This is a genomic window from Mycobacterium sp. (assembly GCF_044223235.1).
GTDB lineage: Bacteria > Actinomycetota > Actinomycetes > Mycobacteriales > Mycobacteriaceae > Mycobacterium.
Genome location: NZ_JBGAME010000005.1, coordinates 102,587 through 127,324, shown reverse-complemented (window position 1 = coordinate 127,324; position 24,738 = coordinate 102,587). Strand labels below are relative to the sequence as shown.

24 protein-coding genes are annotated in these 24,738 nt (G+C 68.2%); 14 read left to right on the top strand and 10 right to left on the bottom strand.

The window, feature by feature from the left end; genetic code table 11:
* Positions 1–16 precede the first annotated feature (16 nt).
* Complete coding sequence (locus ADBZ6K_RS10115; protein WP_526346092.1) at positions 17–1,306, top strand: M20 family metallo-hydrolase; 1,290 nt, start codon at positions 17–19, stop codon at positions 1,304–1,306.
* Positions 1,307–1,346: 40 nt separating this feature from the next.
* On the opposite strand, the gene ADBZ6K_RS10110 is transcribed toward ADBZ6K_RS10115, so the two are convergent.
* Both ADBZ6K_RS10110 and ADBZ6K_RS10105 read right to left on the bottom strand, forming a co-directional pair.
* Positions 1,347–2,516, bottom strand: a complete 1,170-nt coding sequence (locus ADBZ6K_RS10110; RefSeq protein WP_526346090.1) for an amidohydrolase — start codon at positions 2,514–2,516, stop codon at positions 1,347–1,349.
* Positions 2,513–3,694 carry a M20 family metallopeptidase gene (locus tag ADBZ6K_RS10105; RefSeq protein WP_526346088.1) on the bottom strand — a complete coding sequence of 394 codons (1,182 nt, stop codon included), beginning with the start codon at positions 3,692–3,694 and terminating at the stop codon, positions 2,513–2,515. The genes ADBZ6K_RS10110 and ADBZ6K_RS10105 overlap by 4 nt, the downstream gene beginning before the upstream one ends.
* A 141-nt stretch (positions 3,695–3,835) precedes the next feature.
* On the opposite strand from ADBZ6K_RS10105, the gene ADBZ6K_RS10100 reads away from it, so the two are divergent.
* Positions 3,836–4,642 carry a purine-nucleoside phosphorylase gene (locus ADBZ6K_RS10100; RefSeq protein WP_526346086.1) on the top strand — a complete coding sequence of 269 codons (807 nt, stop codon included), beginning with the start codon at positions 3,836–3,838 and terminating at the stop codon, positions 4,640–4,642.
* Here ADBZ6K_RS10100 and ADBZ6K_RS10095 read toward each other — a convergent pair.
* A complete protein-coding gene (locus ADBZ6K_RS10095; RefSeq protein ID WP_526346084.1) occupies positions 4,588–5,700 on the bottom strand; it encodes an AbrB family protein in 1,113 nt (370 codons plus the stop codon). The two genes, ADBZ6K_RS10100 and ADBZ6K_RS10095, sit on opposite strands and share 55 nt — an antisense overlap.
* 210 nt (positions 5,701–5,910) lie before the next feature.
* Here ADBZ6K_RS10095 and ADBZ6K_RS10090 point away from each other — a divergent pair, with 210 nt between their 5' ends.
* Entirely contained in the window at positions 5,911–6,321 is a 411-nt protein-coding gene (locus ADBZ6K_RS10090) for a MarR family transcriptional regulator (RefSeq protein WP_526346333.1), read from the top strand.
* Complete coding sequence (locus tag ADBZ6K_RS10085) at positions 6,318–7,967, top strand: phospho-sugar mutase (RefSeq protein WP_526346081.1); 1,650 nt, start codon at positions 6,318–6,320, stop codon at positions 7,965–7,967. The genes ADBZ6K_RS10090 and ADBZ6K_RS10085 overlap by 4 nt, the downstream gene beginning before the upstream one ends.
* A gap of 81 nt (positions 7,968–8,048) precedes the next feature.
* On the opposite strand, the gene ADBZ6K_RS10080 is transcribed toward ADBZ6K_RS10085, so the two are convergent.
* Together ADBZ6K_RS10080 and ADBZ6K_RS10075 are read right to left on the bottom strand one after the other, a co-directional pair.
* A complete protein-coding gene (locus ADBZ6K_RS10080) occupies positions 8,049–8,897 on the bottom strand; it encodes an HAD family hydrolase (protein WP_526346079.1) in 849 nt (282 codons plus the stop codon).
* A 320-nt stretch (positions 8,898–9,217) separates the two neighbouring features.
* Complete coding sequence (locus tag ADBZ6K_RS10075) at positions 9,218–10,480, bottom strand: ROK family transcriptional regulator (protein ID WP_526346077.1); 1,263 nt, start codon at positions 10,478–10,480, stop codon at positions 9,218–9,220.
* Positions 10,481–10,752: 272 nt separating this feature from the next.
* On the opposite strand from ADBZ6K_RS10075, the gene ADBZ6K_RS10070 reads away from it, so the two are divergent.
* Genes ADBZ6K_RS10070 through ADBZ6K_RS10060 form a run of 3 tightly spaced genes read left to right on the top strand, consistent with a single transcriptional unit; the run spans position 10,753 to position 15,683 of the window.
* Complete coding sequence (locus tag ADBZ6K_RS10070) at positions 10,753–12,234, top strand: sugar porter family MFS transporter (protein WP_526346075.1); 1,482 nt, start codon at positions 10,753–10,755, stop codon at positions 12,232–12,234.
* Between the two features lie 50 nt (positions 12,235–12,284).
* Positions 12,285–13,277 (top strand): carbohydrate kinase family protein, encoded by a 993-nt coding sequence (locus ADBZ6K_RS10065; RefSeq protein ID WP_526346073.1) that lies wholly within the window; start codon positions 12,285–12,287, stop codon positions 13,275–13,277.
* Positions 13,278–13,292: 15 nt separating this feature from the next.
* Positions 13,293–15,683: a glycosyl hydrolase family 65 domain-containing protein gene (locus ADBZ6K_RS10060; protein WP_526346071.1), complete on the top strand. Its 2,391-nt coding sequence runs from the start codon at positions 13,293–13,295 to the stop codon at positions 15,681–15,683.
* Between the two features lie 12 nt (positions 15,684–15,695).
* Here ADBZ6K_RS10060 and ADBZ6K_RS10055 read toward each other — a convergent pair whose 3' ends face one another.
* The gene (locus ADBZ6K_RS10055) at positions 15,696–16,583 is read right to left on the bottom strand and encodes an aldose 1-epimerase (protein WP_526346069.1); all 888 of its coding nucleotides are present in this window, start codon (positions 16,581–16,583) and stop codon (positions 15,696–15,698) included.
* Positions 16,584–16,639: 56 nt separating this feature from the next.
* Entirely contained in the window at positions 16,640–17,263 is a 624-nt protein-coding gene (gene upp / locus ADBZ6K_RS10050) for a uracil phosphoribosyltransferase (protein WP_526346067.1), read from the bottom strand.
* Positions 17,264–17,311: 48 nt separating this feature from the next.
* Here upp and ADBZ6K_RS10045 point away from each other — a divergent pair, with 48 nt between their 5' ends.
* Genes ADBZ6K_RS10045 through satS form a run of 5 tightly spaced genes read left to right on the top strand, consistent with a single transcriptional unit; the run spans position 17,312 to position 20,584 of the window.
* Positions 17,312–17,614 (top strand): hypothetical protein, encoded by a 303-nt coding sequence (locus ADBZ6K_RS10045; protein WP_526346065.1) that lies wholly within the window; start codon positions 17,312–17,314, stop codon positions 17,612–17,614.
* A gap of 2 nt (positions 17,615–17,616) precedes the next feature.
* Positions 17,617–18,789 (top strand): C40 family peptidase, encoded by a 1,173-nt coding sequence (locus ADBZ6K_RS10040; protein ID WP_526346063.1) that lies wholly within the window; start codon positions 17,617–17,619, stop codon positions 18,787–18,789.
* Entirely contained in the window at positions 18,764–18,946 is a 183-nt protein-coding gene (locus ADBZ6K_RS10035) for a hypothetical protein (protein ID WP_526346365.1), read from the top strand. Before ADBZ6K_RS10040 ends, ADBZ6K_RS10035 begins: the two co-directional genes overlap by 26 nt.
* The gene (locus tag ADBZ6K_RS10030) at positions 18,943–19,266 is read left to right on the top strand and encodes a YbaB/EbfC family nucleoid-associated protein (RefSeq protein ID WP_526346061.1); all 324 of its coding nucleotides are present in this window, start codon (positions 18,943–18,945) and stop codon (positions 19,264–19,266) included. Before ADBZ6K_RS10035 ends, ADBZ6K_RS10030 begins: the two co-directional genes overlap by 4 nt.
* 10 nt (positions 19,267–19,276) lie before the next feature.
* Complete coding sequence (gene satS, locus ADBZ6K_RS10025) at positions 19,277–20,584, top strand: protein export chaperone SatS (protein ID WP_526346059.1); 1,308 nt, start codon at positions 19,277–19,279, stop codon at positions 20,582–20,584.
* A 106-nt stretch (positions 20,585–20,690) separates the two neighbouring features.
* Here satS and ADBZ6K_RS10020 read toward each other — a convergent pair whose 3' ends face one another.
* From ADBZ6K_RS10020 to ADBZ6K_RS10010, 3 genes are all read right to left on the bottom strand, one after another.
* Complete coding sequence (locus ADBZ6K_RS10020) at positions 20,691–21,776, bottom strand: adenosine deaminase (protein WP_526346057.1); 1,086 nt, start codon at positions 21,774–21,776, stop codon at positions 20,691–20,693.
* Positions 21,773–23,092, bottom strand: a complete 1,320-nt coding sequence (locus ADBZ6K_RS10015) for a thymidine phosphorylase (RefSeq protein WP_526346331.1) — start codon at positions 23,090–23,092, stop codon at positions 21,773–21,775. Before ADBZ6K_RS10015 ends, ADBZ6K_RS10020 begins: the two co-directional genes overlap by 4 nt.
* Before the next feature lie 65 nt (positions 23,093–23,157).
* Positions 23,158–23,580: a cytidine deaminase gene (locus ADBZ6K_RS10010; protein ID WP_526346055.1), complete on the bottom strand. Its 423-nt coding sequence runs from the start codon at positions 23,578–23,580 to the stop codon at positions 23,158–23,160.
* A gap of 247 nt (positions 23,581–23,827) precedes the next feature.
* On the opposite strand from ADBZ6K_RS10010, the gene sdhC reads away from it, so the two are divergent.
* Together sdhC and ADBZ6K_RS10000 are read left to right on the top strand one after the other, a co-directional pair.
* On the top strand, positions 23,828–24,220 hold the full coding sequence (sdhC, locus tag ADBZ6K_RS10005) for a succinate dehydrogenase, cytochrome b556 subunit (RefSeq protein ID WP_526346053.1): 393 nt from the start codon (positions 23,828–23,830) through the stop codon (positions 24,218–24,220).
* Positions 24,217–24,726, top strand: coding sequence for a succinate dehydrogenase hydrophobic membrane anchor subunit (locus ADBZ6K_RS10000; RefSeq protein WP_526346051.1), 510 nt, complete (start codon positions 24,217–24,219; stop codon positions 24,724–24,726). The genes sdhC and ADBZ6K_RS10000 overlap by 4 nt, the downstream gene beginning before the upstream one ends.
* Positions 24,727–24,738: the final 12 nt, after the last annotated feature.

The following is a 24,738-nucleotide window of genomic DNA, read 5'->3' as shown; positions in this document are numbered from 1 at the left end:
CCGTAAGGATGACGACATGACCTCCGAGACGACGTCGGCGCTCGGTGCCGCCGAGACCATCACACCCCAACGCGCGGCGGAGTTCCTCCGCGACTTCAGGACCATGAGCGAGTTCGGCGCCACCCCTGGCGGAGGCGTCGATCGCCAGGCTGCCGGCGAAGCGGATGTGGCTCAGCGCCGCTGGTTCGCCGAACTGCTCCGCGAGCACGGCTTGCGGGTGGAATACGACCGGATCGGCAATCAGTTCGGCTTGCTCGAACTTGTCCCCGGCGCCCCGTACGTGGTGGTGGGATCCCACATGGACTCCCAGCCGACAGCGGGAAAGTACGACGGCGCCTACGGTGTGCTCGCGGCGGCACACGCCACGTTCCGACTCGCCGATGAGTGGGCCGACAGCGGAGTGGGCCCGCCGTACAACGTGGCGGTCGTGAACTGGTTCAACGAGGAGGGGTCGCGGTTCGCCCCTTCGATGATGGGCAGCAGCGTCTTCACCGGGGTGCTTCCGTTGCACACCGCTCTGGCGGTCACCGACCGAGCAGGGGTCTCGGTGGCCGACGCGATGGCCCCGACCGGCTTTCTCGGGGACGGTGACGGTCCGACGGCGGTGTGCTGCGCGGAGATCCACATCGAGCAGGGCAGGCTTCTGGAGGACGCGGGCAGCGACATCGGTCTGGTCACGGCCAGCTGGGCGGCAAGCAAGTACGTCGTGACCGTCGAGGGCGATCAGGCGCATTCCGGCGCGACCGTGATGGAGGACCGGCGTGACGCGTTGTATGGTGCCGCGCTGCTCGTCGTCTTCGCCCGCGAACTCACCGACCGGTTCCCCGGCGTCCTGCACACCGCGGTCGGACAGCTCGACGTCTACCCCAACTCGCCGGTGGTGGTCGCTTCGCAGGTGCGGCTGTTGCTGGACCTGCGCTGCGCCGACGAGACCGTGCTCGCCGAAGCCAACCGCCTGCTGCGCGATCGCTTCGCCGAGATCGAGGCCACTGCGAAAGTCATTATCCGCCAGACGATTTCACACGAGTGGGGGATCAACCCATACCAGCCCGACGGCGTCGAGCTGGCCCGCTCCTCCGCCGGGCGGCTGGGCTACTCCCACCGCGAGATCCTGACCGTCGCGGGCCACGACTCGATCAACATGAAGGAGATCGTCCCGACCGTCATGCTGTTCGTCCCGTCGGTGGAGGGCGTCTCGCACAACGAACGCGAGTACACCCTCGATGAGAACCTGGTGGCGGGTCTGGACGTACTCACCGACGTGGTGCGGCGGCTCGCCGACGGTGCTCTGTCGCCTAAGAGCTGACCTTCGCCGCGTGAAGGGGGTGGGGACGGGGGATGCGGGATCAGGCGCGCGCGGACTGCTCGATGAGGTTGACCATGACGCGGACGCCGACGCCCAGCGCCCGCTCGTCGAGATCGAATGTGGGCTGGTGCAGGTCGAGCTGGGGCCCGCTGCCACTCCACACACCGAGGCGGGCCATCGCACCGGGCACCTCCTCGAGGTACCAGGAGAAGTCCTCCCCGCCGCCGGACTGGCGGGTGTCGCACAGCACGTCGGGCCCGATCTGCTCGATCGCGTGGTTCATGATGTGGGTGGAGATCTCCTCGTTGACCACCGGCGGTACACCCCGGCGGTATTGCAGGGTGTGTTCCACCAGCAGCGGCGCAAGCAGAGACGTAACAGCTTCGTGCACAATCGATTCCAGCGTCAGCCAGGTCTCCCGGCTGGCCGTGCGGATGGTCCCCGCCAGCGTGCCGGTCTGCGGTATCGCGTTGGCGGCCACACCTGCGTTGACCGCGCCCCACACCATCACCGTGCTGTTGCGGGGGTCGATCCGGCGGGACAGCACACCGGGCACACCGGTGATCAGCGCACCGAGCGCATACACCAGATCGCCGGTCAGATGCGGCCGCGAGGTGTGCCCGCCGGGGGAATGCAGGGTGATCTCGATGGAGTCGGCCGCCGAGGTGATCGGCCCGGCCCGCATCGCCACCTTCCCAACAGCCAGCCGAGGATCACAGTGCAGGGCGAAGATGCGTGACACCCCGGTCAGGGCACCCGCCGCGATGGCGTCGATCGAGCCGCCGGGCATCAGTTCCTCGGCAGCCTGGAAGATCAGGCGCACACCGACGGGCAACTCCGGCGCCGACGCCAGTGCCAGCGCCGCGCCGAGCAGCACCGTGGTGTGCGCGTCGTGGCCGCAGGCGTGCGCCACATTGGGTACCACCGATGCGTAGGACGCGCCGGTGCGCTCGGCCATCGGCAGTGCGTCCATATCGGCCCGCAGCGCCACCCTCGCACCCTGCTCGGGCCCGAAATCACAGGTCAACCCGGTGCCGCCGGGCAGAACCTTCGGATTGAGGCCCGCGTCGGCCAACCGCTCGGCGACGAACTGGGTGGTGGCGAACTCCTGACGTCCCAGCTCCGGATGGGCATGGATGTGCCTGCGCCAGGCCACCAGATCGGCGTAATGGTTGGCGAGCCAGCGTTCGGCCGCGTCGGAGACGCTCATGCCGCGGCCCGTCTCGCGAGCCGATCCAGCACCCGATCCCGTTCGGCAGGCGTCTCAGCCAGCCGGACGACCGTGCGGGCGAGCATGATCGCGCCTTCGACAACGGCCTTGTCAGCGCTGGGCCCGGCGGCGGCCGCGGTGAACTCGGGCTGATGGATCGATGCGCCGCCTGCGTCGATGCCGACGACCGGATGAATGCCGGGCATCACCTGCGTCACATTGCCCATGTCGGTGCTGCCCAGCGGCACGGTCGCCTCGACGTCCTCGGGCACGGGGACTCGGCCCAGCCGGACCATCTGCGCGCGAATCTCCTTGGAAAGCCAGGAGTCCGGGGCCAGCTCGGCGTAGGCGGGCGCGGTCTCGGACACCGCCACCTCACACCCCGTCGCCCGCGCGCCCGCCTCGAAGCAGCCGGCCATCTTGGTTTCCAGGCGGCGCAGCGACGTCGAATCCACTGCCCGCATCGTGTAGCGCAGTTCGGCGTGGGCCGGGATCACGTTGGTCGCCTGACCGCCGTCGGTGACAATGCCGTGCACCATCTGTCCCGGCTCCAGGTGCTGGCGCAGCAGCCCGATGGCCACCTGGGCCACGGTGACCGCGTCGGCGGCGTTGACGCCGAGGTGCGGGGCGACCGCCGCATGCGACGCCGTACCCGAGTAGCCGACCGTCACCTCCGAAAGCGCCAGCGACCGGGCCGCGGCGATGTCGATCGGTCCGGGGTGCAGCATGACCGACGCGGCGATGTCGTCGAATATGCCCGCGTCCAGCAGTAACACCTTCCCCCCACCCGCCTCCTCGGCAGGCGTGCCGAGCAACACGACCGTCAGGCCCAGCTCGTCGGCCACCTCTGCCAGCGCAAGGGCGGTGCCAACCGCCGCGGCGGCAATGATGTTGTGTCCGCACGCGTGGCCGATCTCGGGCAGTGCGTCGTATTCGGCGCAGATCCCGACGACCAGCGGGCCGTCGCCGAAGTCGGCGCGAAATGCGGTGTCCAGCCCGGCCGGGGCAGCCGTGATCTCGAAGCCCCGCTGGGCGGCCAGCTCTTGCGTCTTCGCACAGCTGCGGAACTCGGCGAACGCCAGCTCCGGCTCGGCGTGGATCGCGTGTGACAGGTCGATCAGGTCGCCGCGGCGCATGTTGACGGCGTCCTCGACGCGTGTCGACGCGGAAGCGGGCATCCTCGCAGTATCGCACTGCGAGCCACAGTGGGAGAGCCCGCAGGGGACGCCGGTTCGGACCGCCAGTTCGGCGACCGGGCTGTTGCCAGCTTCGGTTCGACGACCGCGTCGCAGAATTCGCGGAAGCTAGGCTGGCTACCTGTGACTGCCGAGCTGCCTGATCCGCCCGCGCTCGCCGCTCGGGCCGCCGAAGCGATCCGCGACCGCACCGGCGTCGACGACCACGACGTCGCCGTCGTTCTCGGGTCCGGGTGGGCACCGGCCGCCGAGCAGCTCGGTGCTCCGACCGCGGTGATCCCGATGGCCGAACTGCCCGGATTCACCCCACCGACCGCCGCCGGGCACAGCGGACAGGTGCTGTCGGTGAATGCCGGCGGCCACCGGGTGCTGGCACTCGTGGGCAGGATCCACGCATACGAGGGCCACGACCTGCGTCATGTCGTGCATCCGGTGCGGACCGCCTGCGCGGCGGGCGTGCGTACCGTCGTGCTGACCAACGCCGCCGGCGGCCTGCGGGAGGGTTTCACGGTAGGCCAGCCGGTGCTGATCAGCGACCACCTGAACCTGACCGCCCGCTCACCGTTGGTCGGCGCCGAGTTCGTCGATCTGGTCGACGCGTACTCGCCGCGCCTTCGCGCTCTTGCCAGGGAGATCGATCCGTCGCTGGCCGAGGGCGTCTACGCGGGGCTGCCGGGGCCGCATTACGAGACGCCGGCCGAGATCAGGATGCTGCGTACGCTCGGGGCGGATCTGGTGGGGATGTCGACGGTGCACGAGACGATCGCCGCGCGCGCCGCGGGTGCGCAGGTGCTCGCGATCTCGCTGGTGACGAATCTGGCCGCCGGAATGACCGGTCAACCCCTCAGCCACGAGGAGGTGCTGGCCACCGGGCGTCAGTCCGCGACCCGGATGGGCGCCCTACTGGCCTCGGTGATCTCGCGGCTCTGACGCGAGAATCGGCTGCTGATCCGCACCACCCCGCGCGCCAGCAGCGGTGCGGCGAACAGCATCAACAGCACCCGCAGCACCTGCGCCGCGATGATGAACGTCACGTTGGACCCGGTCTCCACGGCCGTCGCCAGCACCGCGTAGACGCCGCCGGGACTGGTCGCCAAGTAGCCTTCCAGCGGCGAGAGGCCGGTGAAGTGGGCCAGCAGGACGCCGAAGCCGGCGGTGGCCGCGCCGAGCACCACGATCAGCGCGAGAGCCGCGGGAAGTACGCGCGCGACCGAGCGCAGCGAATCGCGGGTGAAGGCGATACCGGCCTGCCAGCCGATGATCATGTAGGCGACCTGCACCAGCACGACGGGCACGGCCAGGCCGAACGACAGGCCGCTGAGTTCGAGCGCCACCGTCAACGCCATCGGGCCGAGCAGCCCCGCGCCGGGCAGCCGGATGAGCCGCCCACCCAACCCACCGGCGACCACCAGCGCGACCAGCATGCCCACACTGAGATACCAAGGCGCCGAATCGGTCTGGATACTCTGCGCCGAGGCGTGCGACCGGTCGGCGTGGTAGACCAACGTCACCACCACCGGCATCGACGCCGTGACCAGTGCGACCCGAAGGTACTGCACCACCGACACCACCCGGTCATCGCCACCGAGTTCGCGGGCGATCGCGACCAAACCCGATGCACCGCCGGCGACCAGCGCCAGCGATCCGGTCAGCGGCGTCACGTCACGGTGCAGACCCAGCAGCGCTCCGGCACCGACGCTGAGCACCAGGGTGGCCACCGCGATGGCCACCACGATCGGCCAATCCGCGCCGAGGGCGCCGACCGCGTCCTGCTGGACCATGGTGCCGATGAAGACGCCGAGTACACCCTGGGCAGCGACCCCGACGACCCGCGGCATCCGCCGGGGCGCCAGTGACGTTAGCGCCAATACGATGCCGACGACCAATGCGGCGAACAGGGCGGCCGATGGCACGCCGACCAGGGTCAGCGGCACCGTCGTCGCAGCAGTCACCGCGATCAGCAACACCCATCCCAGCACCCGCCGCACCCGGACCTCCTCACCGTAAATAGCAAGTATGCACTTGTTATTTTCGGTAACCAAACGCGCATCGCGCATTGTGACATCGCAGAGAAACCAAGGTATAACTTGGCTATGAAGCGCACCGGCGGTTCTGCGGCCCTGTCATCACCGGCACCGGAGACGCCGGGAGCATCACCGGCGCAGGGGGCGTCGGCCGCCACCGAACTCCGTGAGTCGATGATGGCGGTGACCAGACAGATGCGCAGGCACCGCCCTGACAACGGCCTGACCCTCAGCCAGCTGGAGCTGCTCGGGGAGATCAGCCGCACCGGGGTGATCACTCCCGCTGCGTTGGCCAGCCGCATGCACGTGCGCGTGCAGTCACTCACCGACAGCATCAACGAGCTGCTGAGTCGTGGCTTCATCGCCCGCCGTCCCGACGAGGCAGACCGGCGCCGTCAGCTGATCGAAGTGACTGCAGCGGGCGCCGACCTGCTCGAGGTGGACCGCGCCGAACGCGATGCCTGGCTGCATGCCACGATGCGCGACCAGCTGACCGATCTGGAGTTCGACCTGTTGATGCTCGTCGCCCCGGTGCTGCGCAAGCTGGCATATGCCGACGGCGCAGGGGGAACACTGGCGTCATGACCCGATCGGCGATCGCGACCACCGCCCAGGAGTGGATCGCCCATGATCCGGACCCCAGGACAGCGGCCGAATTGCTGGAATGCAGCGCCGAGGAGCTCGCCCGGCGATTCGAGCGTCCGCTGACATTCGGGACCGCCGGCCTGCGCGGGCCCATGCGCGGCGGCCCGAACGGGATGAACCTCGCGGTGGTGCTGCGCGCCACCTGGGGTCTCGCCCAGGTGCTCAAGGAGCGTTGCCGGGACGGGTCAGAGGTCGCCAATGTGGTGGTCGGCCGCGACGCCCGGCACCACTCCGACGTATTCGCCGTGGCCGCCGCGGAGGTCCTGGCCGCCGAAGGGTTCCAGGTGACCCTGTTTCCGAATCCCGCGCCCACCCCGGTAACGGCGTTCGCAGTGCGACGCATGCGCGCGGCCGCGGGAATCCAGATCACGGCATCGCACAATCCGCCCGCCGACAACGGCTACAAGGTGTATCTCGATGGGGGCGTGCAGATCGTCGCGCCCACCGACCGCGAAATCGAGGCTGCGATAGCCAGGGCGCCGCATGCCGACGAGATAGCGCGGGCATCGGTCGCGCCGGGTGGACTGGAGTACATCCAGCACTACGTCGAACGGGCCGCTCGCGTGCGGCGCACCTCCGATCCGATCAGGGTGGCGCTGACCCCGATGCACGGGGTCGGTGGCGAGATCGCGCTCGACGTCCTGCTGCGCGCGGGCTTGCCCGACGTGCACGTCGTGCAGAGTCAGTACGCGCCCGACCCCGACTTCCCCACCGTGGCGTTCCCCAACCCCGAGGAACCCGGCGCATCCGACGCCCTGCTGGCGCTGGCCGCCGAGGTCGATGCCGACATCGCGATCGCGCTGGATCCCGACGCCGACCGGTGCGCCGTCGGCATACCGACACCAGCGGGCTGGCGGATGCTCTCCGGCGATGAAACCGGTTGGCTTCTCGGCGATTACATACTGTCGCAGCTCGAGCCGGGGCCGGTGGCGGAGGCGACCGTGGTGGCAAGCACGGTGGTGTCGTCCCACATGCTGGCCGATATCGCCGCGTGGCACGGCGCCCGCTATGTCGAGACACTCACCGGGTTCAAATGGCTGGCCCGCGCCGATGCCGGTCTGCCGGGAAGCACACTGGTGTACGCCTGCGAGGAAGCGATCGGGCATTGCGTGGACCCCTCGGCGGTGCGCGACAAGGACGGCATCAGCGCCGCGGTGCTGGCGTGTGACCTGGTTGCCGCCCTGCGCACCCAGAACCGTACGGTGCTCGACGCACTAGACGAGTTGGCCGCGCGCCACGGCCTGGACACCACGGCGACCGTCACCGCCCACGTCGACGATGCGTCCGGGGTTATGGCGCGGCTACGGTCCGATCTGCCCGACCGGATTGCCGGCATTGCGGTGAACACCACCGACCTGCTCGACCGCAGCGGTGCGCAGCGTACCGACGCGCTGATCCTCACGGGCTGCGACGACGGCCAAGCGCTGCGTGTCGCGGTGCGGCCGTCGGGTACCGAGCCAAAGATCAAGGGCTACATCGAGATTCGCATACCGGCGACCGAAGACCTGGCGGTGGCGCGGGCCCGCGCCACCGCGCTGCAAGCCGCGGCGGAGGCAGACCTGCGGCGCCTGCTCGAGCCGACCTGACGAACCGCCGCCGGCGTAGCGACAACAGCGGCGCGATCACGTCCGCCGGCGGAAGCGCGTCATCCCGGCGCAACGGCCATGTCAGGGCACCGGACGCACCGAACCAGCACGGGCCCGGTCGTCGAGGAAGATCTCGTCCAACTCGTCGACGACGACGTGCGCGCCGCTGCCGATCAACTCGGCGCGGCCTGCGCCACGGTCTACGGCGATCACCCAGAAACCGCCGTCGCGGCCGGCCCTGGTGCCCGACGTGGCGTCCTCGACCACCACCGTTCGCCCCGGGTCGGCCCGGAGTTCGCGCGCCGCATGCAGATAGGTGTCGGGCGCGGGCTTGCCCGGCAGGCCGAGCAGTTCGGCGGCGACACCGTCGACGAGGACATCGATACCGTCCCGCAATGCGGCGGCGCGCAGCACGACGTCCGCGTTACGCGAACTCGACACCACTCCCTTGGGGATCTGCTGCAAATCCAGCCAGCGAAGGATTTCTGCGGCCCCGCGGTGGAGCCGTACGCCATCCTCGTCGACCGTCCGCAGGAACATCGCGTTCTTCCGGTTGCCCAGCCCGTTGACGGTCATCGCGTCGGGGTGGTCATCCGCGCCGCCGACGGGCAGTGATAAGCCGCGGGAACTCAGAATCGCTTGTATCCCTTCGACTCTGGGCTTTCCATCGATATGCAGGAAGTAGTCTTCGACCGAATAGGGCCGGACCTGGGTGCCCCCCGCCGCGAGGACCTCGAACAGCTCGGTGAACAGCCTCCCCCAGGCTTGCTCGTGCACCGCCGCCGTATCGGTCAACACACCGTCGAGGTCGAACAGCACGGCGTCGCAGTCGGCCGCCCTCATCGGCTCGTCCGCCCCGGCACGGACCCGATTCTGGGCGGCAGCTGCACCGCAGGGCCACGACACCCACGGCGCAGCTGCCAGGAACATGGGATTATCCACCCGGTGCGTACGACCGATCGGGTCATCGCATCTCCCTTCCTCACCTGAAGAACGTCGATGGGCGAACATCCGCCGTTGGCGGATCGCCTACCGCAGGATGGAGGTCACAAGTGTTGGACAGCAACCTGATTCAGCATCTCTTACGCGCACATGATCGGCGGCACCGTGCCTGGCGAACCGGTCAGTGCTTGGTGTGGCGTGCCTCACCCATATAAGTGCATGGCGACCCATTGTGCAAGGCATAGATGTAAAACCACACAAACGAACAGAAAACCTTCAAGAGGTAACGCTGAGCCTGACGTCCGGCCCTAGCCGGAGGAGCGGCTCGACGACGCCCGCAGGGCGGTCACCACAGCCCCCAACACCGGCCCCCGCGCACCCAGTGACGCCAACTCGATCCGCAGATCCTCGGTCGAGCTGGGAATTCCGCAGCGCCGCACCGACTCGCGCATCGGCGCCAGCAGCAATTCACCCGCCTGCGCGAGCTCACCGCCGATCAGGATCCGCTCCGGGTTGAACAGATTGCACAGGTTGGCCACCGCCACTCCGGCCTGCCTGCCCGTGTCGGCCAGAACCCGATTGCACGCGGTGTCTCCCTCCTCGGCCATCCGGACGATATCGGCAACCGTCAGCTGCGGGCCGAAACGCGGTTCGAGCAGACCGACCACAGCCCTGGCGGCCACGATCGTCTCCAGACAGCCCCGGTTGCCGCACCGACAGACATCACCGAACTCGTCGAACGTGGTATGGCCGATCTCACCGGCCGTCCCGTTGCGGCCGCGGTAGAGCCGGCCGTCGATGACCAGACCCGCGCCGACGCCGTCGGCCAGCTTGAGGAAGGCCACGTTCTCGCACCCCTGGCCGGCGCCCCACATGTGCTCGGCCAGCACGCCCATGTTGGCGTCGTTGTCGACTTCGACGTGCCGGCCGAAATGGTCCGACGCCAGCTTCGCAGCGGGCACACCCACCCACCCCGGCAGGATCGAGACCGCGCCGACCTCACCCGTCCGGCTGTCGATCGGGGCGGGGAGCCCGAGCCCGATGGCGACGACCTCAGCCATACTGACGCCCACCTCGGTCGTCGCCTCCTCCAGCAACGCCGAGGCGCGCTTGAGCGCATCCCGGGCCGACACCGACGGACCCAGCGTGTGCCTGCGCTCCACGAGAATCTCGTGGCCCATGTCGGCGACCGCGACCGTGACGTGCCGGTGGCCGAAGTCGATGCCAACCACGAGACCGGCCGAACGGGCCAGTCGTACCGCCTTGCGACGTTGGCCACGAGCGGCGTCGGCCAGAATGCCCGCCGCCGTCAGCTCCCGAACGATGTTGGACACCGTGGCTGGTGCAAGACCAGTGTCGCGGGCTATCTGCGCCTGGGTGAGCTCCCCCTCGGCCTTGAGCATCTCGAGGACGCGCCGCTGATTGGCACTGCGCAACGCGGCTTGCGACCCCGGCCCGAACCTGTCATCGGCGGTGCTCATCGCCCCTGGCGTCTCCTCGGCGGCTGCGGTGTGGTCCCGCGACAAGTGTCGCACGTCGCGCATCACCCACGATCGCCCTGCGTCCGGCACTGTCCCAACCTCCACGGCTACTTGTATCTAATGAATGTTAGAGCGGCTATATCTCTATTTTTTGTTCATCTCTTGAAAATAATTTCTCGATCGGTTTAGATGTGAACTGGCTCACGGTCGATTCGCAGCAACCGTGACCACCACTGGCACAACGACATCGACGTGCCACGGACAGCGCCTGCAGTTGTTCTCAAGCTGCATACCAAGCCGCGATCTTCATGCCTTGACAAGAGGCTGGTCTGCGGGGCTGACTCGATCGGAAGGGCTCTTCAATGAGTGAACACGGCTCATTCACCAATGAACCATCCATCTACGACAACGACACGGCGTCGGGACGCAGCGCGGTCCGGATCGCCTCGGTGGCCGCCCTCGGCGGCCTGCTCTTCGGCTACGACAGCGCGGTGATCAACGGTGCGGTGGCGGCCATCGAGCACCACTTCTCCGTCGGCGGCGGCGCACTCGGATTCGCCGTCGCCTCCGCCCTGCTCGGTGCGGCGGCCGGCGCCATGACCGCGGGCCGGTTCGCCGACCGGTTCGGCCGGCTATTCGTCATGAAAGTCGCAGCCGTGCTGTTCTTCATCAGCGCGATCGGCTGCGGCTTGGCGCCGAACCTGTTGACGCTCATCGCGTTCCGGATAATCGGCGGGATCGGGGTCGGCGTGGCGTCGGTGATCGCCCCCGCCTATATCGCCGAGGTCTCGCCGCCGCGCATCCGCGGCCGCCTCGGGTCACTGCAGCAGCTGGCGATCGTATTCGGCATCTTCCTGTCGCTGCTGGTCGACTACTTGCTGGCCGCCCTCGCGGGCGGGTCGAGGGAACCGCTGTGGTTCGGCCTGGAAGCCTGGCGCTGGATGTTCATCGCGATGGTGGTACCCGCAATCGTGTACGGAGTGCTCGCACTCACCATCCCCGAGTCACCGCGTTACCTCATCGCGCGACACCGCGTGCCCGAGGCGCGCAAGATCCTCACCGCGCTGCTGGGTGAGAAGAACCTCGAGATCACCATAGGCCGGATCCAGAGCACCCTGGCCGAGGAAAAGCCGCCGTCGTGGCGTGACATTCGCGGCTCAAGGGGGGGACTGCTGCCGATCGTGTGGGTAGGTCTTGCGCTGTCCATCTTCCAGCAGGCCGTCGGTATCAACGTCATCTTCTACTATTCGAACATCCTCTGGGAGGCCGTCGGATTCGACGAGGGCGACGCGTTCGTCATCACGGTCATCACCTCGGTGGTGAACATCGCCACCACCCTGATCGCGATCGCGCTGGTCGACAAGATCGGCCGAAAGCCGTTGCTGCTCATCGGCTCCGCCGGGATGGCCATAACACTCGGCACGATGGCGGTGATCTTCGGCAGCGCTCCGATCGGGAGCGACGGTGTGCCGCACCTCGACGGGGCGACGGGCACGATCGCTCTGCTCGCCGCCAACCTGTTCGTCGTTGCCTTCGGCATGTCATGGGGACCGGTGGTGTGGGTGCTTCTCGGCGAGATGTTCCCCAATCGGATTCGGGCCGCTGCCCTTTCGCTCGCCGCCGCGGGACAGTGGGTGGCCAACTGGGTGATCACCGTGACCTTCCCCGCGCTCAAGGATCTCTCGCTGGGCCTGGCGTACGGCATCTACGCCACCGCGGCGGTGCTGTCGTTCCTCTTCGTGGCCAAGTGGGTGCGAGAGACCAAGGGCCGCGCGCTGGAGGACATGGGCACCGACGTGCCGCACGGCCGGTTGGCCACCGAGCAGACGCACCCGGGAGCCTAGCGGCGATGTCGACGAAGGAACCACAGGCACTCACACACGGGGAGAACACCATGTCGGCTTCACGGACCGTCGCCGTACTCGGGCCTATTCCGCGCGATCACATCGTCACGCACAACGGCGAGACCTTCGACAAGTACGGTTGTGCGCTCTACACCGTCGCCGCACTGTCGGCGCTGATGGAGCCACACGACCGGATCTGTCCGATCGTGCACGTCCGGAGTCAGGACGAAGACGCCATCAAGGAGCAGCTCTCGGCGTTCGCCAACGTCGACACCACCGGTATCCGCGTCGCCAATGACCGAGGCGACGTGGTGGAGCTGACCTACACCGCCCACAACATGCGCGACGAGCGGCAGACCGGCTTCATGAGCCCGATCGTGCCTGCCGATGTCGAATTCGTTCTGGACGCAGATGCGTTCGTCTGTGTGCCGATCACCGACTACGAGGTGGGTCAGCACACCCTCGCCTACATCAAGGCGCACAGCGACGGCATCGTCCTGCTCGACGGCCACGGCCCCACGGTGACTCTGACGCGCGGTGGGCGGCGGTTCAACCGACTGTGGGTCGAACGCGATTCGTGGTTGCCCTACATCGACATCCTGAAGATGAATCTCGAGGAAGCCGGCTGCAGCTGGTTCCCCGACCGGGAGAGCCCGAATCCCGGCGACCGGCCGATGTCGGAGGCCGACATGCCGTGCTTCGCGCACCACTGTCTGTCCAACGGGGTGAAGGCCGTCTGCATCACGCTCGACGAAAAGGGCTCCGTGGTCTACTATTTCGGACCCGACGGCGGTCTCCACGAAGAGTATGTGCCCCGAATCGATGTCGCGGAGGTGGTGGACACCACCGGCTGCGGTGATTCCTTCGCCGCCGGCATGGCATTCGGCTACCTCAGATACGGCGACTACGTCGCGGCCTGCAGGTTCGGCAACGCCATGGGCGCACAACGGTGTTCGGGTTCGGGACTCAACGTCTACCGGACACTCGCCGACACCGAAAGCCAGATCGCCGCCACCTACGGCGCGCTCACCACCTCAGTCTAGAAGGCAGGCAACCACATGCTCAGCACCGTTCTCTCCGAAGAGGACTGGTTGGTACGCCAGTCCGGTCACGACGCGGCACGGGCCAACTACTACGAAACGCTGTTCACCGTCGGCAACGGTCGGCTCGGCACCCGCGGTTCCCTGGAGGAAGGGCACCCCGGCGATTGGTCGGGCACCTATCTCAACGGGGTCTACGACGACCACGATGCACCGGTCACCGACCTGGTCAACGCCCCGGACTGGTTGTGGCTTGAGATCTTCGTCGACGGCGTACGCCTTGACGTGCACACCTGCACTGTGGTCGAGCACGAACGGGCACTTGACCTTGCTCGTGGTTTACTTTGGCGCAGAACAGTATTCAAGGACAGCGAAGGGCGCGTGACGCGGCTCGAGACGCTTCGGTTCGCCAGCCTGGCGGAGCGGTCGCTGTGCGGACTGCGCGTCGAGGTGACCCCGGACAACCACGACGCACCGATCCGCATCGTCAGCGGCGTGGACGGGCGCCGGCGCAACCTGGAGCGACTGCCCGCCTATCCACCCGGAACCGCCTTCGCCCCCGAAACCCGCTGGGAGAAATGGGCACACACCAAGCATCTGACCGAGACCACGCGATACCACGACGATGACGGCGTCTACCTCGAGATGCGCACCATCGCCAGCGACATCGCGGTCGGGTGCGCGTCGGCGATGTCGGGATCGCCTGCGTCCAGGCGCACCGTGGTGCAGCAGTACGAGAAGATCGCTGAGCAGCTGGAATTCGAGGTGGGCGTGGGCCAGACGGTCCGACTGGACAAACTGGTCGGCTTCGCCACCTCGCGGGACTACCCGGGAGACGGCGAATTCGGCCAGGATCCCGTCGCCGACCGCTGCGTGAACACGCTCGCCGCCGCGGCCGACCAGGGCTTCGACTCGTGTCTGACCGCGCACATCGCGGCGTGGGCGGCCAAGTGGGCGGACTGCGACTGCGTGATCGACGGAGATGCCGACGCGGCCAAGGCCGTCCGGTTCGGCATCTACCACCTGCTGATCGCGGCCAACGAGCTCGACCCGACCGTCAACATCGGCGCGAAATCACTGTCCGGTGAGGGCTACCGGGGCCATGTCTTCTGGGACACCGAGATCATGATGCTTCCGTTCTTCATCTACACCCAGCCCGAGACCGCCCGGGCGCTCCTGCGCTACCGCCACCACACGCTGCCGGGGGCGCGGCTCAACGCCCGCGACGAGGACCGCCTCGGAGCGCGCTACGCGTGGGAGTCCGCAGGCGACGGCAGGGAGGAATGCCCCGAATGGACCGTCGACGGGGCCGACCGGCTGTGGATGCGCGACGAAGAGGTACATGTCTGCGCCGACGTCGCCTACGGCGTGCTCACCTATGTCGCGGCAACCGGCGACACGGCATTCCTCACCGAATTCGGCGCGGAGATCCTCTTCGAGACCAGCCGATTCTGGGTGGACCGGCTGACTCACGACCCGTCCACCGGACGGTTCCACCTCAGGAATGTGATGGGTCCGGATGAATTCCACATCCACGTCGACGACAACGCCTTCACCAACGGCCTGGTCGCATGGCACCTCGAACAGGCCGTCCATGCGTACCGGCTGCTGCGCGCCGAGCATCCCGCGGCACTGGCCGCGCTGAGCCGTCGGATCGGCCTGGAGTCCGCGGAGGTCGACCGGTGGTCGGAATGCGCCGAAGCCATCGCCGACCTGACCGACCACGGAACCGGCCTCATCGAGCAGTTCAGTGGCTACTTCGATCTGCTCGACGTCCCGATCACCTACTGGGACGAGAACGCGATGCCGCAGTATCCGGACGGCTACCACCACTTCAATTGCGATACCACCACGCTGCTGAAACAGCCGGACGTGGTGATGTTGATGTACTTGCTGCCCGACAAGTTCGGGGTCGATGTGAAGCGCGCGAATTTCGACTACTACGAGGCGCGAACCCTGCACAAGTCGTCATTGAGTCCGTCCATCCACGCCATCATGGGAATCGAGGTCGGCGACCACACGCGGGCCGAACAGTATTTCGCCAGGTCGGCGTTCGTCGATCTGACCGACAACCAGGGCAACACTGCAGAGGGCATGCACATCGCCTCGGCGGGCGGCACCTGGCAGACCACCGTCTGCGGCTTCGGCGGTTTCCGCGTGCGCAACGGCATGATGACGTTCGATCCGTGGTTACCGCCGAGCTGGCAACGACTCGCCTTCAGGCTGCACTGGCACGGAAATGCGGTCGCGGTCTCGATCACACACCGCGACATCACACTTGAGCTCGACGGCTCGCCGGGAGCCAGCTGCACGGTCTCGGTGCACGGGCATGAGATCGAGCTCAGAACGGGAAGCTCCGCGTGCGTGCCCCTATCGGGCGTCGCGTCACGGCCGGCCCCGGTGGGCTGATCGGGCGGGCCGCTACACCCTGATGGCGAACCCCGCGACAGCTGTCTTTCCGGGCAGCGCCCGCGGGTAGTCGCCGCGGCTGAGGCTGTCCGTCGGTGCCGTCATCGGCTCGAAGCAGATGACGTCGTCATCGGCGGGGGCGTAGATCTGCGCGGCGGGAAAGCCCTTCTCGAACTGAACCTCGATCCGGCGGCCCCCGCCGGACACGGCGAACACCGCCCCTTCGGCGACCTGATCGTATCCGTCGTCGAAAACCTTGTCCCCCAACATGATCGACTCGGCCGGCTGCGGTGATGAGGCGCCGGTGGGCAGATGGCGGTCATCGAGTTCGAGGTGGCGCATCGCGGGTAACTCGACGGTCCACTCCGCGCGGGGCGCCTCCGGGATCTGCAGGTAGGGGTGAAAGCCGAAACACAGCGGTACCGGCGCGGGGCCTGCGATCACCGCGGCGCGGATCCGCAGTGTGCGGTTGAGCAGGGATACGGCCAGCGTCAGCCGGTGCGCGAACGGGAAGCCGTGCATCAGCTGGGGATCGCCGCCGTAGCTCAGCTCGGCCGTGAATCCGCCCTTCCACACCGATTTCACGTCCCAACCCGGGTACGCGGTGGTCAGGCCGTGGATCGGCAAGCCGTTGCAGTCCGTACGCACGCCGGCGTCCTCGGAGCTCAGGGTGACCGTCTGACCGTCGGCCGTATATGTCCAGCCGCGGAGCCGGTTGGCCCACGGATACATCAGGGGAAGCCCCATCAGCACGCCGTCGCTGATGTACCGCTCCAGCCCCTGCACCTGGCCGAATAGTTCGACACCCTCGTCCTGAAGCGAGACTCCGACCACTCCGGCGTCGGGCACGAACTTCGCTACCACGGGGGACATCTGGTCGGTGATGCAGATTTCGCGCATGAAGTCGGATCCTACGACGACGCCAGTCAATGATCTCGATATACGGCAGCGGGCCGTCAGCGCGGACCGAACTGGCGATCACCCGCATCGCCGAGGCCGGGGACGATGTAGGCGATGTCGTTGAGGCCTGCATCGATCGTGGCCGTGTACAGCCGCACCGCCGGCGCCGCACGCTCGAGTGCGGCGATGCCTTCTGGTGCGACGACGACACAGATGGCGGTGATGTCGACGGCGTTGCGCGCGGCCAGCAACCCGACGGTGTGCACCATCGAGCCGCCGGTTGCGAGCATCGGGTCGAGCACGAACACCGGCTGCGTGCTCAGGTCGTCGGGCAGCGACTCCAAATACGGTGTCGGCCGGTGGGTTTCCTCGTCGCGTGCCACACCGACGAAGCCGACCCGAGCCTCGGGGATCAGCGCGTGGGCCTGGTCCACCATGCCCAGGCCGGCGCGCAGCACCGGTACGAGCAGCGGTGGGTTGGCCAGCCGGCAGCCGTCGGTCTCGGCGAGCGGGGTCCGGATCGGGACGGCCTCAATGGCGGCGTCGCGGGTGGCCTCATAGACCAGCATCAGCGTGAGATCCCGCAGCGCGGCCCGAAACGCGGCGTTGTCGGTGCGCTCGTCGCGCAGTGTGGTCAGCCGCGCCGCGGCCAGCGGGTGGTCGACGACGCGCACATCCATGGCCGAACCTTAACGGAACCGCCGCGCCGTGGCGGGCGTCGTATCCGCATGCTCGCCCACACCGCGTCCATCCGTGGCTTCGCCTCCGCGCACTTCGAGCTGGCAGCGGGCCTGTCCGCCGCCGCGGCGAGGCTGGCGAGCGTGCCTGCACCCGCCGCGACCACGACGTTCGGAGCCGTCGCCGCGGGCTTCCTCGCGGCACTTGCTGCGGCCGTCGAGGACGCCGGGCGCGACGTCACCGCACTGGGTGGGCACGTCACCGCGGCGGGCGCCACCGCGGGCGCGGCGGCGCTGCAGTACGAGGCCGCCGAGCGCCGGTCCAGCGTGCGCCTCCAGGTGCCGGGGGTCTAGCGGTGCCGGGTCCGCTCGTCGCGGCGCTGATGGCGCCGCTGCGTGAGGTGCAGCAGATGGTCGGCCCCGGCTGGTCCGCTGAGGTCGGCGCCGAGCCGGGGACGGTGCTGGCTGAGGTGCGGGATACCCTTCGCCGGCTGGCGGGCGCGGGAGCCCAGGCGTGGGCGGACGCCGCCGAACACTGGGCGGGCGCCGGCGCGGACGGCGCCGCGGCGACCAGCGCGGCCACGACGGCGGCTACCGAGGCGCTGGCGGCCCGCGCTGGTCGACTCGCCGCGGAGTCCAACGCCGTCGGCGCTGCCATCACCGCCGCCAGCGCCCGGCTGCGCGAGATCGTCGACGCCTTCCACGAGCGCGCCGCGAGCCTTGAGCAGCAGTTGGACACCCCTGGCGTCGCCGAACGGCTGCTGGCCGAGGCGCGCGAAGCGCTGACCGACGCCATCGCCGTGGTCGAGGAGCTCAGGGCCGAGCTGGACGGGCATACGGCTGCGGTCGGGGCGGCGCCGGCCAGCGCACCCACAGCCACCGTGCCCGCGGGTTTCTCGGGCCTGCCCTCCCCTGCCAGTCTGTCGGGCCTGCCCTCCCCTGCCAGTCTGTCGGGCCCGCCCTCCCCTGCCAGTCTGTCGGGCCCGGGGTCGGGCGGCTTTCCGCTCGGTCTCGGCGCCTCACCGGGATCGGGCGGATTGGGGTGGTCACCGTCATCCACGCCGGGCGCCGGCGACGTCACCGCACTCACTGCACGGCCACCCGACGGCGCGGTGACGTCGGCCGACCCGGGCGGTGACCTCACCGTGCGGCTACCCGACGGCACCACGGTCACCGCGCCGAATGCCGTCGCCGCCAGCGCCGTCCGGCATGCACTGACCCAACTCGGCGTGCCCTACCACTGGGGCGGCACCGCTCCCGGCGTCGGTTTGGACTGCAGCGGGCTGACACAGTGGGCGTACCGCGAAGCGGGACTGAGCATTCCGCGCCTCGCCCAGGAACAGGACGTCGGCGCAGCGGTCAGCCCCGGCGCGCTGCGGGCTGGGGATCTCGCGGTGTGGGACGGCCACGTCGCGATGGTCGTCGGCGACGGAATGATGATCGAGGCGGGCGACCCGGTGCAGCTCTCGGCGATCCGCACCACCAACGCGGGACAGGGGTTCCATGGCTTCTTCCGCCCCACCGCCTGATAGCCGTGAGGTATCCGACGCGTCAGGGACGCTGCGGGTGTGGCTGTCGGACACCGGATTGCCGCTGCGCGTGCAGGTCGCACCGCCACTGCTGCGTGACGGCGCGGATCTGCTGGCCGCCGAGGTGATACGCCTGTGCGGGCGAGCGGCGCCGTGAGGGACGACCCGCTGGGCCTCGACACGCACCGGTACGACGAGACGATGCGGCGAGCGCGCGGGCATGCCGCGGCGCTGGACCGAGCCGCCGTCGCACTCGCCGGTGTGCGCGGGCGGGCGCGGTGCCCCCGTGGCCACGCCGAAGCCGTCGTCGACGGCCGCGGTGCGCTGGACCAGCTGTGGCTGGCTGACTCGGTGATCCGGCTACCGGCCGACGAGGTGGGCGCGTTGATCGTCACGACGGTCGCCGCGGCCTGGCGCGATGCGCAACGCCGCCGCCAGGAGGTGATCGCCGACTTGACCGCCAACCTGGCTGGTTAGGCTGTGCCGCATGGCTGCTGACATCGTGCCGGTCCGGCTCGGGCTGACCAATGGCGACCTGTACACCCTGTGGGCGCCCCGCTGGCGCGATGCGGGCGACGAGTGGGAGGCGTTCCTCGGCAAGGACGAGGACCTGTACGCCTTCGAATCGGTGGCCGACCTGGTGGCGTTCGTCCGAACCGACAACGACAACGACCTGACCGACCATCCGGCGTGGACGACGCTGACCGAAGCGTCGGCGCACCGGCTCGACCCGCCGGAGGACCGGCAGTACGACATCGTCAGCGTCCCCGACGTCGTGGCGGACAAGCCGACCGAGGACTCCGTCGCGTCGCTGCACCGCACCCTGGCGATCGTCTCGTCGATCGGATCGGTGTGCGAGCTGCCCGCCGTGACCAAGTTCTTCAACGGCAACCCCATATTGGGATCTATCGGCGGCGGAATCGACGCCTTTGCCGGCCGCGCGGGACGCAAGCGCTGGGCCGAGATCGAAGCGGTGATCGGCCGTGGCTGGGACAACGTCGTCGACGCGATCGACGACATCGTCAGCACACCCGACGTCGACGAGGCTGCGCAGGAGCAGGCCACTGCCGAGTTGGCCGAGCCGGCACCCGAACCGGAAGTCGAGGAGGTCGAACCGACCGACACCGACACTGACACAGACAACGCCACAGACACAGACACGGACACGGACACAGACGAGGAGGAGTCCGGCGCCGAAGAATCCGACGAACTCGCCAACCACGCCGCCGGCGTCGTGCTCGGCGGCGACGACGACTTCTGGCACAAGGTCGGTATCGACCCGGTGCGGCTGATGACCAGCTCGGGGACGTTGTACACGTTGCGCTGCTACCTCGACGACGTGCCGGTCTTCCTGGGCCGCAACGGCCGGATCAGCGTATTCGGCTCCGAGCGGGCACTGGCGCGCTACCTGGCCGACGAGCACGACCACGACCTGTCCGATCTGGCTACCTACGACGACATCCGCACGGCCGCCACGGACGGATCGCTGGAGGTCGAGGTCGGTGAGGAGAACGTCTACGTGCTCAGCGGGCTCGCCGACGACATCGCCGACGGGCCCGACGCCGTCGACCGCGATCAGCTGGAGCTGGCCGTCGAACTGCTCAGGGATGTCAGCGACTACGCCGAGGACACCACCGTCGACGAGGCGCTGGACATCGGCGAACCGCTGGGCGGATTCGTCGCGTATGTCCTCGAACCCGACGAGCAGGACGTGCCCGCCGCGCCGTACGCAGAGGCGGTCGCGCAGTGGGAAAAGCTAGAGGCGTTCGTGGAATCCCGGCTGCGCCCGGAGTAGCACCTCACCGGCGATCTCATCACCCCGCGAACAGACGCAAAGATCCCCTGAAACACCGGATTCTTGGACAGTTTGCGTCTGCCCGCGGGGAAAGGGTCGCAGGGAGTCAGCCGATCAGGACGGCGAAGCGGGGTTTGATCACATCGTCGATGAGTGCCAGCCGTTCGTCGAAGGGGATGAACGCCGACTTCATCGCGTTGATGGTGAACCGCTCCAGGTCACTCCACCCGTAGTCGAACGCCTCGACGAGCCGCAGCATCTCCTGACTCATCGTGGTGTCGCTCATCAGCCGGTTGTCGGTGTTGACGGTGACCCGGAAGCGCAGCCGCGCCAGCAGGTCGAACGGGTGCTCGGCGATGCTGTGCACCGCTCCGGTCTGCACATTGGAGGTGGGACACATCTCCAGCGGGATCCTCTTGTCGCGCACGATCCCTGCCACCCGGCCCAGGCGGTAGGAGCCGTCGGGCTGCTCGGCGATGTCGTCGACGATGCGCACCCCGTGGCCAAGCCGGTCGGCACCGCAGAACGCGATGGCCTCGTGGATGGACGGCAGCCCGAAGGCCTCCCCCGCGTGGATGGTGAACCGCCCGTTGTTGTTCCGCACATGTTCGAACGCGTCGAGATGCCGGGTGGGCGGAAAGCCCGCCTCCGCCCCGGCGATGTCGAACCCCACCACGCCCTTGTCGCGGAAGCGGATCGCCAGCTCGGCGATCTCCCGAGAGCGCGCGGCGTGGCGCATCGCGGTCACCAGGCAGCGGACCACGATGGTGCGACCGTCTGCGCCCGCCGCCTTCTCACCGTCGGCGAAGCCGGCCAGCACCGCTTCGGTCACGGCATCGAGCGACATGCCGTAGTCGATGTGCAGTTCGGGCGCGAACCGGATCTCGGCGTACACGACGTGGTCGTCGGCCAGATCCTGGACGCATTCCAGGGCCACCCGGTGCAGCGCCTCGGGCGTCTGCATCACCCCGACGGTATGGGCGAACGGCTCCAGGTAACGCACCAGCGAGCCGCTGTGCGCCGCGGTACGAAACCACACCGCCAGCGCGTCGACCTCTGATTCGGGCAGGTCCCGGTAGCCGTACTGGTCGGCGAGCTCGAGCACCGTGGCGGGCCGCAGACCGCCGTCGAGGTGGTCGTGCAGCAGCGCCTTGGGAGCGTGCTTGATCGAGTCCAGCGTCAGCGCCGTCATGCAGTGATCCGATCGATGATGAGGGGTGGTCTCGACGGGCTGATGTCGCCGACGCTCCAGGCCCCGTCCATTTCGGTCATGGCCGCGCCGAACCGGTCGGGGGTTTCGGTGTAGAGGGTGAACAACACCTCGCCGGCGGTGACGGGTTCGCCGGGCTTGCGATGGATACGCAGGCCCGCTCCGGCCTGCACCCGCTCACCCGGAAGGGAGCGACCCGCGCCGAGCCGCCACACCGTCAGTCCCACCGCCATCGCGTCGATGTCGCCCATCGTGCCATCGCGCGGCGCGGTGATGGTCTCGGTGTGCGCACCGATCGGTAACGCATCGGCCGACAACATCGACAGGTCGCCGCCCTGCGCGGCGACCAGCGCCCGGAAGCGGTCCATCGCCGAGCCGTCCCGCAATGTGTCCGCCGGGTCGATGCCGTCAATGCCCGCGGCGCCGAGCATTTCCCGGGCCAGCGCCAGGGTCAGCTCGACGACATCCTCCGGGCCGCCGCCCGCGAGCACATCCAGCGACTCGGCAACCTCGATCGAATTGCCCGCGGTCCGCCCCAGCGGTGTGGACATGTCCGTGAGCAGTGCCCGGGTGTCGACGCCGTGCGCGGTGCCGAGTTCGACCATGGTGCGGGCCAATTCACGGGCCTGCTGCTCGGACTTGAGAAATGCGCCCGACCCGACCTTGGCGTCGAGCACCAGCGTTCGTGTTCCCTCGGCGATCTTCTTGCTCATGATCGAGCTGGCGATCAGCGGCAGCGACTCGACGGTGGCGGTCACATCGCGCAGCGCGTAAAGCTTACGGTCGGCAGGCGCCAGCTCACCCGCCGCGAACACCGCCGCGCCGATATCGCAGAGCTGTTGGCGTATCTGCGCTTTGGGCAGCTCCGCGGTGAATCCCGCTATGGATTCCAGCTTGTCGAGCGTGCCGCCGGTGTGCCCGAGCCCCCGCCCAGCCGCTTGCGGAACCGCGCCTCCGCACGCCATCACCACAGGCACCAGCGGGATGGTGATCTTGTCGCCCACCCCGCCCGTGGAGTGCTTGTCCACCAGATTCAGTGGCGTACCGGGCGCGTCACGGCGCCGAAGGTCACGGAAGTCCATGCGCTCGCCCGACTGAATCATCGCCGCGGTCCAGCGCGCGATCTCCCCAGCCGTCATCCCGCGCAGGAAGATCGCCATCAGCAGCGCCGACATCTGCGCCTCGGCGACCCTGCCGTGGGTGTAGGCGTCGATCACCCAGTCGATGGCGGCGTCGGAGAGAGCGCCGCCGTCGCGCTTGGTCCGAATGATCGTCGGAGCGTCGTAAAGGCGCGACATCGAGCCGGGCGCGTCGTAAGGGTGCGACATCGGGGCGGGCGCGTCGAAATTCGGCGGCTTCGGGGTCACGGCGTTTCCTCGGGACGGGTTGCGGCGCGGGCCAGGTCGTCGGGTCCGAACGCGTCGGGCAGCAGCTCGGCCAGCGGCCTTGGACCTGCGCGGTGGTCGATCAGCATCGCCGGGCCGCCGTGTTCGAGAAGCACCTGGCGGCAGCGGCCGCATGGCATCAGCAACTCGCCCGTTCCGTCGACGCACGACAGCGCGACGAGTCGGCCGCCACCACCGGAATGCAGGGCGCAGACCACGGCGCACTCGGCGCAGAGACCTAAGCCATATGAGACATTCTCCACATTGCATCCGACGATCATTCGGCCGTCGTCGACGAGGGCCGCGGCCCCGACCGGGAATCCCGAATATGGCGCGTAAGCATTGAAGGACGTCTGAATTGCCTTATGTCGCAGCGATTTCCAGTCAACAACAGGATTCATGTCAATACCGCCACGACGATTCTGAATGCATTCCGAAAACCTCGCTCTCCGAGCCGTCTCGCCAGATAGGTAACCCTAAGTTGCAGGTGAAAATCGCCGCAGACGGCTACACCGTAATTCGTTTAGCAGTAGAAATGGGTTTAGAGTCGCCCCGAGGTTGTTTGGGGCAACGACCTTGGCCGGTACACAGTCCGCCGGTCATCGGTTCGGAGCCCCCGGAACGTCCACCGATGGCGTTGGAGGCCCTATGACTACACAGACCCCGTCCCGCCGACGCACCCTGTACCGCGGCGACCCAGGCATGTGGTCGTGGGTGTTGCACCGCATCACCGGCGCGACGATCTTCTTCTTTCTGTTTGTGCACGTTCTCGACACCGCGCTGGTCCGGGTCAGCCCGCAGGCCTACAACGAGGTCATCGAGACCTACAAGACCCCGATCGTCGGACTGCTGGAGGTCGGCCTGGTGGCTGCTGTCCTGTTCCACGCGCTCAACGGCATTCGGGTGATCCTGATCGACTTCTGGTCCGAAGGCCCACGACATCAGAAGAAGTTGCTGGTCGCTGTCGGAGCCATCTGGTTGCTGGTGATGGTGCCCGTCCTCGTGATGATCGGCATCCACATGACGGAGCGCTTCCTGTGACCGCGCCGGGTACGGGAGCAGCAGGCGGCGGGGGGGCGGGAACAGCGTGGACCCCCCACCATCGCGAGGGGCGCATCGCGCCGGTGATGGAGAAGGAATACGACCGGCCCGCCGCGCTGGACCATCCCCGCGCACCCCGGAAGCCCAGGGGCATCCCCTACTTCGAGAAGTACGCCTGGCTGTTCATGCGGTTCTCCGGCGTCGCGCTGGTCTTCCTGGCGCTCGGCCACCTGTTCATCATGCTCATCTGGCAGGACGGTGTGTATCGCATCGACTTCAACTACGTCGCGCAGCGCTGGGCTTCGCCGTTCTGGCAGATCTGGGACATGGCGTTGCTCTGGCTGGCCATGGTGCACGGAGCCAACGGAATGCGCACCATCATCGGCGATTACGCCCGTAAGAACACCACGAAGTTCTGGCTGAACTCGGTGCTGCTGTTGGCGACCGGCTTCACGTTGGTGCTGGGCAGCTACGTGCTCGTCACGTTCGACGCGAACATCTCGTGAGGGGACGGAAGA

What these genes read in the sequence shown, in the direction of transcription:
- ADBZ6K_RS10115 (WP_526346092.1), top strand. Translation starts at nt 17, where the DNA reads ATGACCTCCGAGACGACGTCGGCGCTCGGTGCCGCCGAGACCATCACA.
- ADBZ6K_RS10110 (WP_526346090.1), bottom strand. Translation starts at nt 2,516, where the DNA reads ATGAGCGTCTCCGACGCGGCCGAACGCTGGCTCGCCAACCATTACGCC.
- ADBZ6K_RS10105 (WP_526346088.1), bottom strand. Translation starts at nt 3,694, where the DNA reads ATGCCCGCTTCCGCGTCGACACGCGTCGAGGACGCCGTCAACATGCGC.
- ADBZ6K_RS10090 (WP_526346333.1), top strand. Translation starts at nt 5,911, where the DNA reads ATGATGGCGGTGACCAGACAGATGCGCAGGCACCGCCCTGACAACGGC.
- ADBZ6K_RS10085 (WP_526346081.1), top strand. Translation starts at nt 6,318, where the DNA reads ATGACCCGATCGGCGATCGCGACCACCGCCCAGGAGTGGATCGCCCAT.
- ADBZ6K_RS10080 (WP_526346079.1), bottom strand. Translation starts at nt 8,897, where the DNA reads ATGTTCCTGGCAGCTGCGCCGTGGGTGTCGTGGCCCTGCGGTGCAGCT.
- ADBZ6K_RS10070 (WP_526346075.1), top strand. Translation starts at nt 10,753, where the DNA reads ATGAGTGAACACGGCTCATTCACCAATGAACCATCCATCTACGACAAC.
- ADBZ6K_RS10065 (WP_526346073.1), top strand. Translation starts at nt 12,285, where the DNA reads ATGTCGGCTTCACGGACCGTCGCCGTACTCGGGCCTATTCCGCGCGAT.
- ADBZ6K_RS10060 (WP_526346071.1), top strand. Translation starts at nt 13,293, where the DNA reads ATGCTCAGCACCGTTCTCTCCGAAGAGGACTGGTTGGTACGCCAGTCC.
- ADBZ6K_RS10055 (WP_526346069.1), bottom strand. Translation starts at nt 16,583, where the DNA reads ATGCGCGAAATCTGCATCACCGACCAGATGTCCCCCGTGGTAGCGAAG.
- upp (WP_526346067.1), bottom strand. Translation starts at nt 17,263, where the DNA reads ATGGATGTGCGCGTCGTCGACCACCCGCTGGCCGCGGCGCGGCTGACC.
- ADBZ6K_RS10045 (WP_526346065.1), top strand. Translation starts at nt 17,312, where the DNA reads ATGCTCGCCCACACCGCGTCCATCCGTGGCTTCGCCTCCGCGCACTTC.
- ADBZ6K_RS10035 (WP_526346365.1), top strand. Translation starts at nt 18,764, where the DNA reads ATGGCTTCTTCCGCCCCACCGCCTGATAGCCGTGAGGTATCCGACGCG.
- satS (WP_526346059.1), top strand. Translation starts at nt 19,277, where the DNA reads ATGGCTGCTGACATCGTGCCGGTCCGGCTCGGGCTGACCAATGGCGAC.
- ADBZ6K_RS10020 (WP_526346057.1), bottom strand. Translation starts at nt 21,776, where the DNA reads ATGACGGCGCTGACGCTGGACTCGATCAAGCACGCTCCCAAGGCGCTG.
- ADBZ6K_RS10015 (WP_526346331.1), bottom strand. Translation starts at nt 23,092, where the DNA reads ATGTCGCGCCTTTACGACGCTCCGACGATCATTCGGACCAAGCGCGAC.
- ADBZ6K_RS10010 (WP_526346055.1), bottom strand. Translation starts at nt 23,580, where the DNA reads ATGAATCCTGTTGTTGACTGGAAATCGCTGCGACATAAGGCAATTCAG.
- sdhC (WP_526346053.1), top strand. Translation starts at nt 23,828, where the DNA reads ATGACTACACAGACCCCGTCCCGCCGACGCACCCTGTACCGCGGCGAC.